13 protein-coding genes and 3 tRNA genes are annotated in these 13,207 nt (G+C 63.3%); 11 read left to right on the top strand and 5 right to left on the bottom strand.

The features are described from left to right. Window positions 1-178 precede the first annotated feature (178 nt). Together efp and earP are read right to left on the bottom strand one after the other, a co-directional pair. Window positions 179-736 carry an elongation factor P gene (efp, locus tag BN2475_RS31755; protein ID WP_094783325.1) on the bottom strand — a complete coding sequence of 186 codons (558 nt, stop codon included), beginning with the start codon at window positions 734-736 and terminating at the stop codon, window positions 179-181. Window positions 737-1,155: 419 nt separating this feature from the next. Further along, window positions 1,156-2,349: an elongation factor P maturation arginine rhamnosyltransferase EarP gene (earP, locus tag BN2475_RS31750; RefSeq protein ID WP_094783324.1), complete on the bottom strand. Its 1,194-nt coding sequence runs from the start codon at window positions 2,347-2,349 to the stop codon at window positions 1,156-1,158. Window positions 2,350-2,595: 246 nt separating this feature from the next. Between earP and uvrC the strand changes: the two genes are divergently transcribed. From uvrC to BN2475_RS31710, 8 genes are all read left to right on the top strand, one after another. Continuing rightward, window positions 2,596-4,839: an excinuclease ABC subunit UvrC gene (gene uvrC, locus BN2475_RS31745; RefSeq protein WP_094783323.1), complete on the top strand. Its 2,244-nt coding sequence runs from the start codon at window positions 2,596-2,598 to the stop codon at window positions 4,837-4,839. Window positions 4,840-5,073: 234 nt separating this feature from the next. Continuing rightward, window positions 5,074-5,667, top strand: coding sequence for a CDP-diacylglycerol--glycerol-3-phosphate 3-phosphatidyltransferase (gene pgsA / locus BN2475_RS31740; protein WP_094783328.1), 594 nt, complete (start codon window positions 5,074-5,076; stop codon window positions 5,665-5,667). A 218-nt stretch (window positions 5,668-5,885) separates the two neighbouring features. Beyond that, window positions 5,886-5,961, top strand: a tRNA-Gly gene (locus BN2475_RS31735). 63 nt (window positions 5,962-6,024) lie between these two features. Then, window positions 6,025-6,100, top strand: a tRNA-Gly gene (locus tag BN2475_RS31730). 112 nt (window positions 6,101-6,212) lie between these two features. Then, window positions 6,213-6,286 (top strand) — tRNA-Cys (locus tag BN2475_RS31725). A 438-nt stretch (window positions 6,287-6,724) separates the two neighbouring features. Beyond that, entirely contained in the window at window positions 6,725-7,474 is a 750-nt protein-coding gene (locus tag BN2475_RS31720; protein WP_094783322.1) for a TraB/GumN family protein, read from the top strand. Between the two features lie 43 nt (window positions 7,475-7,517). Continuing rightward, a complete protein-coding gene (locus BN2475_RS36045) occupies window positions 7,518-7,634 on the top strand; it encodes a diguanylate cyclase domain-containing protein (RefSeq protein ID WP_425435592.1) in 117 nt (38 codons plus the stop codon). Window positions 7,635-7,731: 97 nt separating this feature from the next. Next, entirely contained in the window at window positions 7,732-8,232 is a 501-nt protein-coding gene (locus tag BN2475_RS31710; protein WP_094783320.1) for a GNAT family N-acetyltransferase, read from the top strand. Between the two features lie 93 nt (window positions 8,233-8,325). Here the strand turns inward: BN2475_RS31710 and BN2475_RS31705 are convergent, their stop codons facing one another. From BN2475_RS31705 to BN2475_RS31695, 3 genes are read right to left on the bottom strand one after another with little or no spacing between them, the layout of a single operon-like run. After that, on the bottom strand, window positions 8,326-9,213 hold the full coding sequence (locus BN2475_RS31705; protein WP_094783319.1) for a cytochrome c oxidase assembly protein: 888 nt from the start codon (window positions 9,211-9,213) through the stop codon (window positions 8,326-8,328). Window positions 9,214-9,229: 16 nt separating this feature from the next. Continuing rightward, window positions 9,230-9,691 (bottom strand): copper chaperone PCu(A)C, encoded by a 462-nt coding sequence (locus BN2475_RS31700; RefSeq protein ID WP_094783318.1) that lies wholly within the window; start codon window positions 9,689-9,691, stop codon window positions 9,230-9,232. Window positions 9,692-9,721: 30 nt separating this feature from the next. Continuing rightward, window positions 9,722-10,390: an SCO family protein gene (locus BN2475_RS31695; protein ID WP_425435591.1), complete on the bottom strand. Its 669-nt coding sequence runs from the start codon at window positions 10,388-10,390 to the stop codon at window positions 9,722-9,724. Window positions 10,391-10,401: 11 nt separating this feature from the next. On the opposite strand from BN2475_RS31695, the gene BN2475_RS36285 reads away from it, so the two are divergent. From BN2475_RS36285 to otsA, 3 genes are all read left to right on the top strand, one after another. After that, a complete protein-coding gene (locus tag BN2475_RS36285) occupies window positions 10,402-10,533 on the top strand; it encodes a hypothetical protein (RefSeq protein ID WP_281254299.1) in 132 nt (43 codons plus the stop codon). A gap of 270 nt (window positions 10,534-10,803) precedes the next feature. Next, window positions 10,804-11,553, top strand: a complete 750-nt coding sequence (gene otsB, locus BN2475_RS31690) for a trehalose-phosphatase (RefSeq protein WP_094783317.1) — start codon at window positions 10,804-10,806, stop codon at window positions 11,551-11,553. Window positions 11,554-11,608: 55 nt separating this feature from the next. Continuing rightward, entirely contained in the window at window positions 11,609-13,075 is a 1,467-nt protein-coding gene (gene otsA / locus BN2475_RS31685; RefSeq protein ID WP_094783326.1) for an alpha,alpha-trehalose-phosphate synthase (UDP-forming), read from the top strand. Window positions 13,076-13,207: the final 132 nt, after the last annotated feature.

The following is a 13,207-nucleotide window of genomic DNA, read 5'->3' as shown; positions in this document are numbered from 1 at the left end:
CATCGTCTCAAGTCGCACGCTTCACGGCCGTTCTCGCATCGCCTGAAAAAACAAAACCCCACGCTCCGAAAAACGTGGGGTTCGTCAGCAGTCTGAAAAGCGCCCATGATGGGCGCTTTTTTTGCCATTTTTCCGGCCGGCGACGTGCTGCGCCGTGCCCGGTTCAGGCGGCAGGCGCTTACGCGCGGCTGCGGTACTCGTGCGTACGCGTATCGATTTCGATCTTGTCGCCGATATTGCAGAAGAGCGGCACTTGCAGTTCGAAGCCGGTGTTCAGCTTGGCGTTTTTCAGCACCTTGCCCGACGACGTATCGCCCTTGACAGCCGGTTCCGTGTAGATGATCTCGCGGACCAGCGTGGTCGGCAGTTCGACCGAGATGGCCTTCTCGTTGTAGAACACGACTTCGCAAGCCATGCCGTCTTCGAGGTAGTGCATCGCGTCGCCCATCATTTCGGCTTCGACTTCGTACTGGTTGTAGTCGGCGTCCATGAACACGTACATCGGGTCGGCGAAGTACGAGTACGTCACTTCCTTGCGTTCCAGCACGACGACGTCGAACTTGTCGTCTGCCTTGTACACGCTTTCCATGCCTGCGCCGGTCAGCAGGTTCTTGAATTTCATCTTGACGACGGCGGAGTTACGGCCCGATTTGTTGTATTCGGCCTTTTGCACGACCATTGCGTCTGCGCCGATCATCACGACGTTGCCGGTGCGGAGTTCCTGTGCGGTCTTCATAAAACTGTCCTGTACGAAATAAGTAGCTTCAACTGTGCTCAACGGCATACGGCGCAAGCGGCTTCGGCGCTTCGCCCACCATGCGCCGCGCCGTATGGGAACGGCGGCGGAACTTGAGCGCGTGAAGCGTGGCCGGCTTGCCGCGGGGACCGGTGACGGGACCGCATTGCGCAGCCCTGTGATTTTCCCGATCTCCCAACTATCAGTCCGTTACCTGCTGTTTACCCGGTGCGGGCGTGTACACGAGTGGCACCGATCCACAACATACGTCCCTTTTTTGACATTTGCGCCAGTGGCCCGAAGGTTTGGGACATGTCATGCATCTTTCAATGCCGGGCCGCCCAGGCTGATCAGCCCGGTTGGCCAGGTTCGCTGCTGCGATCGGGCCGCGCTTGCGTCGTCGGCCGTTGGATAACCGCTTATTTTAACTGACTTTTTGTGAACAAGGCCAGATTTCCGGCGAGGTCACCCACTCGGGCAAGCTCGCCGGCCCATTCGGCCGCGCGCTGCCTGAGCGCCGGGTAGTGGCGCTGGAATTGCGCCCAGTCCGGTCGGCCGGCGCCGTTCCACGCATGCCAGAAGCGCGCGAGGGCGGCGCGTGCGCCGGTGGGTAGCGCACGCGCGTAGTGGGCGAGGGCTGCGTCGAGCTTCGGCAGATGGGCGTCGTCGGCTTGCGGGTAGATGTGCCAGACGAACGGCTTCGCGGCCCACTGGGCGCGGACGAACGAATCCTCGCCGCGCACGAAGTTGATATCGCTCGCCCACAGCAGCGCGTCGTAGCCGGCCTGCGCGGTAAAGGCCAGCGAATGCGCGCTGAGGTTGCCGTGCACGACGTGGGTGCCGGCGGCGAAAGCAGGCAGCTCGAAAAAGCGCGCGAGCGCGCCGGAAATGCGGCCTTCCGGCACCAGCAGCACGACCGGCGTGGTGCTGTCGCGCCATTGTTCGAGCAGGCTGTCGATGGCAGGATTTTCGTAGGCGAACAGCGAGATCACGGTGGCCTCGGCAGGCGGCGGCGCACCACCGGTGGTGTTCAGCCACCACGCTGCGCACGCGGCCGGCGATGCGTCGAAGGCCGCGTGCGCAGCGTCGAGATCACGTTCCTTCAACACGCCGCCAGTGCCGGGGCCGAGTCCCGGGAAAAAGAAAGTCTTGATCAGCGGGTAACGCGGATGAGGCGACGGCCGCAGATGAAAATCCGCGACCCAGTCTTCAGCGCTCAGATACTCGAGGTTGACCCACGCCGGCGCGCGTTCGCGCGCTGCCATCGCGGCGACGTAGATCGGCGGCAGTTCGCAGCCGAACGCCTCGATCACCACATCGGCCACTTCGAGCGTGTCGCCCGCATGGGCCGGCTCGTACCAATGCTCGACGACGATTCCGTCGACCGTCTGCCGCGCGTGCTCCAGCGCGAGCGACGGGCACAGTTTCTGGAACGCATGCAGATCGTCGACGAACAGGCGCACCTGCCAGCCGTGCTCGCTCGCGAGTTGCCGCGCGAGGCGCCAGCACACGCCGATGTCGCCAAAGTTGTCGATCACCGCGCAGAAGATGTCGCAGGCAATCGTGCCCGGCGTGGCAGCAGGCGGATCGGAGCGGGGAGAGGCGGAGGACATGGTGGCTTGGTGAGAGGATTCGAACGGTTGAGGCGGTAGCCGCGGTGCACGACCTCGTGGACTCCCGCGGCGCCACCCGGTTGCTGCGGGTGGCCGGTTCGGCGCACAGCAGGGTTCGAACGTACGCGGAATGTTCTAAACTGGCGATTCTAAAGCCTCGCCCACGATTGCGCGCACCGGTCTCCGCTTGTGCGCGCGGCGCGCGACGCAAGGCCTCGCGAGACTGTCCCAGCCAATCGATCCTGCATGTCCGAACCCGAAGCAACCGACGCTTTCGAGCCGAAAAAAGTGCTCGCCCAACTGCCGCATCTGCCGGGCGTCTATCGTTACTACGATACGCACGGTGTAGTGCTTTACGTGGGCAAGGCGCGCGATCTCAAGAAGCGTGTGTCGAGCTACTTCATGAAGACGCTGCTGTCGCCGCGCATCGCGATGATGGTGACGCGCATTGCGCGTGTCGAGACGACCGTCACGCGCTCCGAGGCTGAAGCGCTGTTGCTCGAAAACAATCTGATCAAAGCGCTCACGCCGCGCTACAACATCCTGTTTCGCGACGACAAGTCGTATCCGTACCTCAAGCTGACCGGCCACAAGTTTCCGCGCATGGCCTACTACCGGGGTTCGGTGGATCGCAGGAATCAGTACTTCGGGCCGTTTCCGAGCGCATGGGCGGTGCGCGAGAGCATCCAGATCCTGCAGCGCGTGTTCCAGTTGCGCACCTGCGAAGACTCCGTATTCAACAATCGCACGCGGCCCTGTCTGCTGCATCAGATCGGCCGTTGCACGGCGCCGTGCGTCGCGGCGATCAGCGAGGAGGATTATGCGCGCGACGTCGCCAATGCGTCGCGCTTTCTGCTCGGCCGTCAGGGCGAGGTGATGAAGGAGCTCGAGCAGAAGATGCACGCGTTCGCGAGCGAGCTGAAGTTCGAGCAGGCCGCGGCGGTGCGTAACCAGATGAGTTCGCTCTCGACGGTGCTGCACCAGCAGGCGATCGAAGTGGGCAGCGATAGCGACGTCGATATTCTCGCGGTGGTCGCGCTGGGCGGCCGCGTCTGCGTGAATCTCGCGATGGTGCGCGGGGGGCGGCACCTTGGTGACAAGGCGTATTTTCCCGCGCATGTGGAAAGCGCGTTGACGGCCGATGAGGGCGGTCTTGAAGAAGGCGGCGACGAAGGGCAGGCCCACGCGTCGACTGATTTCGGAGCGGGCGCGGAAAAAAGCGCGAGCGGCGCAGCGCTATCGGCCGATGTCGCCGACGCGCTCGCGATTGCGCAGGAGATGGCAGCGGAAGACGAATCCGGCGCTGAAGACGAAGCCGGAATCGAAGCCGAAAGCGAAGCTGGAAACGAAGCCGAAAGCGAAGCCAGCCACATCGCCGACCCGAATGCCGACCCGAATGCCGCCTGCGCACCATCGAAGCCGCGTAAAGGCGGCGCGTCGGGCGGAATCGAATCCGAAGTGCTCGAAGCGTTCATCGCGCAGCACTACCTCGGCAATCGCGTGCCGCCGGTGCTGGTGGTCAGCCACGCGCCGGCCACCCGGGAACTGGTCGACGTGCTGATCGAGCAGGCCGGCCACAAGGTGACCGTGTTGCGCCAGCCGCAAGGGCAGCGGCGTGCGTGGCTCGCGATGGCCGAGCAGAATGCGCGGCTCGCGCTCGCCCGCCTGCTGTCGGAGCAGGGCTCGCAACAGGCTCGAACACGCGCACTGACCGATACGCTCGGCATGGAATGCGACGACCTCGCGCATCTGCGCATCGAGTGCTTCGACATCAGCCACACGATGGGCGAGGCGACCCAGGCGTCGTGCGTGGTGTATCACCATCACAAGATGCAGTCGTCCGAATACCGCCGCTACAACATCACCGGCATCACCCCCGGCGACGACTACGCGGCGATGCGCCAGGTGCTCACGCGCCGCTACGAGAAGATGGTCGCGCAAGCCGCCGCGAATGCCAGCGACGAAGCCGCTGCGTTGCAAAGCGACGCGGCCGCCGACCCGGCGCTCGCACCGGATGCCGCGGAGCCGGCGGCGGCAGGCGGCATCCTGCCGACCATCGTGCTGATCGACGGCGGCAAGGGTCAGGTTGAAATCGCGCGCCAGGTGTTCACCGAACTCGGTCTCGATACCGGCATGCTGGTCGGCGTCGCGAAGGGCGAGGGCCGCAAGGTCGGCCTCGAGACCCTGATCTTCGCCGACGGCCGCACGCCGCTCGAACTTGGCAAGGAAAGCGCCGCGCTGATGCTGGTCGCGCAGATCCGCGACGAAGCACACCGCTTCGCGATCACCGGCATGCGCGCGAAGCGCGGCAAAACCCGTCAGACTTCGCGGCTCGAAGAGCTCGAAGGTGTCGGTGCAAAACGGCGTCAACGATTGCTCGCGCGCTTTGGCGGATTGCGCGGCGTGGTCGCGGCAAGCGTCGAGGATCTGGCGAGCGTCGACGGGATTTCGCAGTCGCTCGCGGAACAGATCTACCGGCAGTTGCACTGAACGCGGCGTGTCTGGCTGGCCGGGTTCGCGGGTCGATGAGCGGCCAGCCGGATTTTGAATGGCTATTGACCGACCATTGACCCGACTAACAAGCGCCTGGTGCGCGGCAATTGCGCCACGATCCGGACCGGCGCCAGCGCGGCGCGGACGCGGGCGGCCGCGCGCCGCTTTGCTTGTGGCGGGCCTTGCGACACGGCACAATTGCATCTCACTCGTCAGACGCTGCGCCTGCCCATGCCGTTTAATTTTCCGATCTTCCTGACCTGGCTGCGGATCGTCCTGATTCCGCTCGTCGTCGGTGTGTACTATCTGCCCGACATGATGATGAGCCCCGCGCACCGCAATCTGGCGGCTGCGACGATCTTCATTCTGGCTGCGCTTACCGACTGGTTCGATGGCTTTCTGGCCCGCAAATGGAATCAGACCTCGGCGTTCGGTGCGTTCCTCGATCCGGTCGCGGACAAGCTGATGGTGACGGCGGCGTTGCTGGTGCTCGTACAACTCGCGCGGATCGATGCGGCGATCGCGCTGGTGATCGTCGGACGCGAGATCGCGATCTCGGCGCTGCGCGAATGGATGGCGCAGATCGGCGCGTCGAAGAGCGTCGCGGTGAATTCGCTCGGCAAGTTCAAGACCGCCTGTCAGATGGTGGCGATACCGATGCTGCTCTTTTACGGTGCGTTGCCGCTCGGCGGCGGCCTGACGATCGACACGCGCGTCTGGGGCCTGTGGCTGATCTATCTGGCCGCATTCCTGACGATCTGGTCGATGCTGTATTACATGAAGCTCGCGTGGCCGCAGATCCGTGAACGAGGCGGCGTCGCGTGAGCGTCGATGGTCATCGTGCCGGTGATCCCGAGGCGCGGGAGCAGGTCCGGATGTCGCCAAAACGCGAGTGAAATTTTTTCAGTAAAGACGTTCGCAAAAGGGGTTGACACGTTTCAGCCGTTTCTCCATAATCTCGTTTCTCCGATGCACGCAGTTTGAAGCAGCGGAGGCAGTAAGAGGGTAGTTGCAGTCAGTAGGGCTGCAGTTAGCAGCACAACGCGGGAGTAGCTCAGTTGGTAGAGCGCAACCTTGCCAAGGTTGAGGTCGCGAGTTCGAGCCTCGTCTCCCGCTCCAGTTTTTTGAAGCACCGCGTTGTTTGGCGAAGTAAAAATGCGGCGTGTTGTGAAGCAGTACAACGCGGGAGTAGCTCAGTTGGTAGAGCGCAACCTTGCCAAGGTTGAGGTCGCGAGTTCGAGCCTCGTCTCCCGCTCCATACATAAGGGGAAGCAGCGCTTCCCTTTTTGTTTGGTGGTCCGACATTACGGTCCCTCCGGTTGTCCACCAAACGAATCTGCGAGCCTGTAGCTAGGTTCCAGTCCGCTTGCGGCGCGATAGCAAAGCGGTTATGCAGCGGCCTGCAAAGCCGTTTAGGCCGGTTCGACTCCGGCTCGCGCCTCCAGTAGTTGATGTAGAAGAAAAGCCCCGACTCGTCGGGGCTTTTCTTTTTTTCGCGTTGCTTTTGTCGATGCATGCGCATGCGTATGTGATGCGTGGTTTCCGCCGCATGTGCCGCGATGCGATGCTGCGCCGTTCAGCAAGTAGCCCGCAAAGACTCCATCGTTGTACTAATGATAGGTCTGATAGTGACAGTCATACGCTGCGCCATTTGCTGGGCTTTTGCACAATGCTCGAGTTGTCGATGTGCTCGCCGTCGATACCGAATCACCGCACGAGCCGCCTGCACATGCTTTATGTTTTAATGTCTCCAGGATTTTTTTATTGACTGTTTAATGCCGCGTAAAAGGCATTGGCGCCCCCAACGCCATCTCAAACATTTGTCCGCGCCGACCGAACTGGAGTGGTTCGAAAGTAGCGCCGAATAATCGACCGAGGCCGCATGTACCTACAACTCACCGGCACCAACGTGCGCGTGCTCGGCTCGATGCACCTGTTTCCTGCGGCGGCCCGCAGAACGCCGCCATGGATCGGGCAAGCCTACGACTGGGCCGAAGTGCTGGTGTTCGAATCCGATCCGCTGGCCATCCTGCCGTTTCTGAAGACCGACCCTCGGTGCGGCGCGGGTCGGCTGCAGCCGTTGTTGCCCGCCGACGCATGGATGCAACTGCAGGCAGTGTGGCCCGTCGAAGGGCCATTGGCGCCGCTCGTCGAACTGCGGCCATGGGCGGCGCTGGTCGTTGCGCCGACGCTGTTTCAGCAGGTCGTCGAAGGCGTCGAGCCGCGCATGCTGCGCTCCGCGATCACGCAAGCCAAACCTTATCGCTATCTGGAGACCGCGCACGACGTGGCCACGGCGCTCGAATCGATTCCGCTGGAGACTGTAGGTGCAGCGCTCGGCTTGCTAATGGGCGATCGCGACGAACCGCAGCGAACGCTCGAACGGATGCACACAGCGTGGCTCGACGGCGATCTCCAGGCAGTGCAACAGGTCGCCGTGGAATCCCCGATGTTCAATCTGCCGAACATCCGACACGCGCTTCTCGATGCGCGTAATCGCATATGGGCCACGCGTATGAGGGACCTGTTCGAGCGGCCGGAGCGGACCTTGGTGGTGGTCGGTGCGTTGCATCTGTGCGGCCCGGACAATCTGATCGAATGCCTCGCGCAACCTGTCGAGGCGGTGTCCTGAGCGCGTACCGGCTCGCTCGCGTGGCTGCCTCTCTACGGCGCCGTTGCTGTTCTTCGGTCTGAACGACCTCAAGCAGATCAACGATGCCTTCGGTCATGCTGAAGGCGATCGCGTTCAGCAGATCTTCGCCGATATGTTGCGCGCCGCACAGCGCGGCTGATGCGTGGCGTAGCGCGTGACGTAGATTAAGGCCGCCACGCGCGGCATAATTACGCTTCATTGCCCGCATCGGCGCGCCCCATTTCTGAAGACACCTGATGACTGACTCGCAGCACACCGCCGCTACCCGGCTCGCGCAACTCGAATGGCGCTGGAAATCGTTTGCGGACCTCACGAACATCGAAGTCTACGAGATGCTGTCCGCGCGCAGCGCGGTGTTCGTCGTCGAGCAGAACTGCGTGTATGGCGATATCGACTGGCTCGATATGCAAGCATGGCATCTGGCGGCCTACGGTCCTCGCGTCGATGCAACGCCGCCGCTGCTGGCGGGCTATCTGCGCGTGCTACTGCCGGATTGCTCCGACGCCGATGTGCGTATCGGCCGTGTGTTGACCACGGCGGCATTTCGCGGCATCGGCCTGGGCAATGCGATGCTCGAACGCTCGCTCGTGCATATCCGTGCGCAATGGCCGGATACGCCGATCCGCCTGCATGCGCAGGCGCATCTGCAAGGCTTCTACGGTGCATTCGGCTTTGCACCGGTCTCGGCGATTCACGACGAGGACGGCATCCCGCACGTATGGATGCGTTCGGCTTGAGCAGAGCATGTCGCGTCGGCGCATAGGCGCCGTGCACTTCAATCGCTTCGTTCCGATTCAGACGGCAGGCGGTAGACGGTAGACGTCAGGTGGCTATCCGCGGCGTCCATCGATCGGCACCGACGCGGCATGCGTCAAGCCACGCGCCGTGTCCGCGCGTCGTTCGGCGCGCAGGCGTCCGCGTGCCGACAGCCGCATCCAGTGACGCAGCGCGATCAGCGCGCCGATCACGCTCATCATCGAACCCGGAATCCATAGCAACAGTCCGCCGATCTGCTGGTCGCGCATCGGGCTGAGCCACGTAAACGCGCGCCCACAGATGGAATAGATCGGATACAACTCATGCGGCGTGAAAAAGATGAACGCGCCGAGGACGATTTGCGGCGGAATCGCGGCGATTACCACCAGCACGCGCTTGCCAGGCGACAGACGCGCCGGCGGCGCCGGGCGCGGATCGAGTACCAGCCACCAGAACAGCAGGCCGTCGATCGCCATGCTCCAGTTCATCACGCGATAGACGCGCCAGTCGAGCATCGCGACGAAATGGATCGGCGATAACAGCCAGAAATAAATCAGCCCGACGAACAACGTGACCGCGACGACGGGATGCATCACCACGTCGAGCACCTTGCGGACTACGGGCGTTTGCAGCGTGGGCCGCACGAAGCGCTGTCGCCAGCTGAATGGAAGCCCCGCGCGCAACGCCACGCCCGGATACGACAGCGCAATGAAGAACGGCCCGAGATGATGCAGCACCAGATGCTGCAAGCGATGCATGAAGAACTCATGCTCGAAGAAATAATCGAGCCGCGTGTGCAGCACGACGTATAACGCCACCAGCCCGAACCAGAAGGAAACGCGTCGCGCGAGCGACAGCTTCGCCTTGCGCGCGCCGCGCACGAACAGGATCGCCGGCACCAGCAGCGCGATCACGACGGCCGGCGAGAACTCCCAAGGGTCGAGCCAGTAGAGCAGATTCATCGTGGTGTGTCGAATGCTACTTGGTCTTGGCCGGCGACTTGACGGCGAACGGCGTATCGAGCGTTTCGCCGTCGGAGAACTTCAGCGTCAGATGCACGGTGTCACCCGGCGCGATCTTGTGCTTCGCGTCTTCGAGCATCACGTGATAACCGCCCGGCGCGATCGCGACCTGACCGTGTGCGGGTACCGTCAGTTTGTCGACCATCACCATCTTCTGCGACGAACCGTTCGACACGGTTTGATGCAGCATTGCGTCGCCATAGTCGTTGCTCGAAATATCGACGAGGTCGACCGGCTTGTCGCTCGCGTTCACGAGTGTCGCGTAGCCGGCGGCGGGCAGGTTGTTCGGCAGCCAGCGGACCCACGCGTCCTTGACGCCGATCGCATTGGCGCCGGCGGCTTGCGCGGTGGCGGTGAAACCGGACGAGAGGGCGAGGGCGCAACCCATTGCAGCAAGCGTTTTGATCTTGATCGACATGAATTGACTCAGGAATAGACTCAGGAAAGGTCAGGAACGGTCATCGATGATACGGCGCAGGTCTTGCGCGATCGTATCGGGTGTGTCGTGATCGGTGGCCAGCAGGCGCGCGTGCCCCTGGCTATCGAACACGTAGACGGCGGAACTGTGAGTGACTTCATAGTTGCCGTTGGGATCGCGTTTCTCCATCTGATAGGCGACGCGATAACGTTTGGCGAGCGACTCGATCTGCCGGACGGTGCCGGTGAGTCCCTCGGCGTGTTGCGGATCGAACGCGCCGACATAATCGCGCAGCGCTTGCGGCGTGTCGCGCGCTGGATCGACGGTGATGAACAGGATGCGGACCTTCTGCGCGTCGGGTCCGAGCTTGTCGAGCACCTGCATCAGCCGCCCCATCGTCTCGGGACACACGTCGGGACAATGGGTGTAGCCGAAGTAGACGAGCGACGTGCGGCCCTTGAACGAGTCGCCGTTGACCGGGCGGCCGTCGTCGCCGGTCAGTGTGAACTCGAGGTCCGGCAGATGGCCGGTCACATTGGTCAATTGCCACGGCTCGGCACGCTGCGTACAACCGGCGAGGGCGGCGAGGGCGGCGAGCACGCCGATCATCGCGGTCAGCGAGAACCGCCGCGCGGACCGCGACCGGCGCGGTGCGGCGAGATTCGGCTGCGGGTGTCGGGATGGGATGATCGGGAACAAAGGACGGCTCAATGACTCGATTGAAGAGCGGCGCGTGGACGCTGCCGATGATCGACGCGGCGTCTGCTTCGCGCGACGCGTACTACTCACGGGCGGACCTCGCCAGGCGCGGACCGCTCGATAGTGTGCAAATATGGGCGTGATGACATCGTCGGCTGGCTGCGACTGTAGCGCAAAATCGCCAACGACGTTGCGCAGCGCCCGCGGTGCGGCGTTTGCGAGGCAATTTGACGCACGCGGCCCAAAGCTGTCTGAAGCGGATCGTTCTCTTTTTGAACGCAATCGTTGCCGGTCCAGGCGCGCGTCACCCGGCGGGGCTTGAGTCCCGGCTTACTTTCTCGAAAAATTGACCGATGCGCGGTAAGATGCGCACACTTTTCCGGCCGCAGAAGGCTGAAAGGCGAACCCAGGCGATGCAAGCACTTCCGGCTGTTCTGTCTCCGAGCGAGACGGCATTTTTCTTCGACTTCGACGGCACACTCGTCGAAATCGCGCCCACGCCGGACGGCGTGCTGGTGCAACCGCGCGTGATCGAGCTGTTGACCGAGCTGCGCACTTTGACCAATGGCGCGGTCGCGGTCGTGTCGGGCCGCGGCATCGACAGCATTGACGGTTTCCTCAGCCTGCCCGATTTGCCGATCGCCGGCTTGCACGGCGCCGAACGGCGCGATGCGAATGGCGACACGCAGCGCATCGGTTTCCACGACGAGCGGCTGCTGCGCATGGAACAGGTGCTCGCGCAGGTCGTCAATGAACACCCCGGCATGCTGCTCGAAATCAAGGGCGCGGCGCTCGCGCTGCACTATCGGAACGCGCCGGACCGCGAAACGGTAGCACGCGAGGCGACCGGGCGGCTGGTGGCCGATTATCCGGGTGCATACGTGCTGCAGCCCGGCAAGATGGTCTATGAGATCAAGCCGAAAGACGTCGACAAGGGCCGCGCGATGCGCGCGTTCCTCGACGAGCCGCCTTTCGTCGGCCGCAAGCCGGTGTTTGCCGGCGACGACCTGACCGACGAGAAGGGCTTCGCCGTGGTCAACGAGCGCGGCGGCCTGTCGATCAAGGTCGGCGCGGGCGAGACGATGGCACATACGCGCCTCGAATCGGTCACGGCGCTGCTCGACTGGCTGGAATCGATCGTCGCGGCGGCGCGCGCAGCATGATGCCGACGCCGCATTGCTCGACGCAAACAACGTACTGGACCGGGAATCGCGCTTCATGAGTCGACTGATCATCGTATCGAACCGGGTTGCGCCAATCTCGGAGGGCGGTCCGGCGGCGGGCGGTCTGGCGGTCGGCGTATACGACGCGCTGAAGGAAACCGGCGGCATGTGGTTCGGCTGGAGCGGCGACGTGCTCAGCTCGGGCCAGCCGCAAATCAAGGTCGAAGAGCGTGGCCCGGTGACCTTCGCGACCGTCGCGCTGATGCGCCGCGACTACGACCAATACTATCGCGGCTTCTCCAACGCCACGCTGTGGCCCGCGTTTCACTATCGCGCCGATCTGCTGCACTACGACCGGCACGACTTCGGCGGCTACTGTCGCGTGAATGCGTGGCTCGCGCAGCAGCTCGTGCCGCTTCTGCGCGAAGACGACGTGATCTGGGTCCACGACTATCATCTGATTCCGTTTGCGCAGGCGCTGCGCGAAGCGGGCGTGACCAACCGCATCGGCTTCTTCCTGCATATTCCGTTTCCCGCCTCGCAAGTGCTGCTGGCCGTGCCGCCGCATCGCGAGCTGGTCGAAGCGCTGTGTTCGTTCGATCTGCTCGGCTTCCAGACCGCGCCGGATCTGCGCGCGTTCTGTGACTACATCGTCAACGAAGCGAACGGTACGATCGATGTGTCGGCCAGCGGCCCGCTGACCGTCCATGCGTTCGGCCGCACGCTGCGCGCGGCGGCGTATCCGATCGGCGTCTATCCGGACGAGATCGCGGAGCTCGCGAAAGCGGGCGAGCGTGGCAAGCCGGTGCGCACGATGAAGGCGACGCTGCATTCGCGCAAGCTCATCATGAGCGTGGACCGACTCGATTATTCGAAGGGACTGGTCGAACGTTTCCGCGCATTCGAGCGTCTGCTCGAGCATGCGACCGCGCAGCGCAACAAGGTGTCGTTCCTGCAGATCGCGCCGCCGACGCGCGCCGACATGCACGCATATCAGGACATCCGCCTGCAGCTCGAAGGGGAATCGGGGCGGATCAACGGACGCTTCGCCGAACTGGACTGGACGCCGATCCTCTACATTCACAAGCAATACGAGCGTTCGGTGCTGGCCGCGCTATTCCGCACCGCGCACGTCGGCTATGTGACGCCGCTGCGCGATGGGATGAATCTCGTCGCCAAGGAGTATGTGTCGGCGCAGGACCCGGAGAACCCAGGCGTGCTGGTGCTGTCGCGCTTTGCCGGCGCGGCCCAGGAACTGGAGGGTGCGCTGATCGTCAATCCGGTCGACATCGACGGCATGGCCGAGGCGCTCGCAACAGCGCTCGAGATGCCATTAGCGGAGCGCCAGGCGCGTTATCGCGACATGATGGTGCAGTTGCGCGAGAACAATGTGTCGGTGTGGCGGGACAACTTCATGCGCGATTTGCAGAGCGTCGAGGGTGCGAAGACGAAGGGCGCCCGAATCGGCAAGGCGCGTGCTGCCTCGGGCAAGCGCGCCGTGCGCGAGAGCCTGGCCGGCTAGAGTCTGGCTAGCGCGCTTTGGCTGCTCGTTGCTGCGCTTTGCTGCTCTTCGCCGCTGTTTGCTGCTGTTTGCCGCGGCTCAATCGGACACGGAAAAAGCCGCTTTGCAAGCGGCTTCAGACTGCTGACGAAC

This window comes from Paraburkholderia ribeironis (assembly GCF_900019265.1).
In the GTDB taxonomy this organism is placed as follows: domain Bacteria; phylum Pseudomonadota; class Gammaproteobacteria; order Burkholderiales; family Burkholderiaceae; genus Paraburkholderia; species Paraburkholderia ribeironis.
This window is presented reverse-complemented; position numbering and strand designations above follow the sequence as displayed.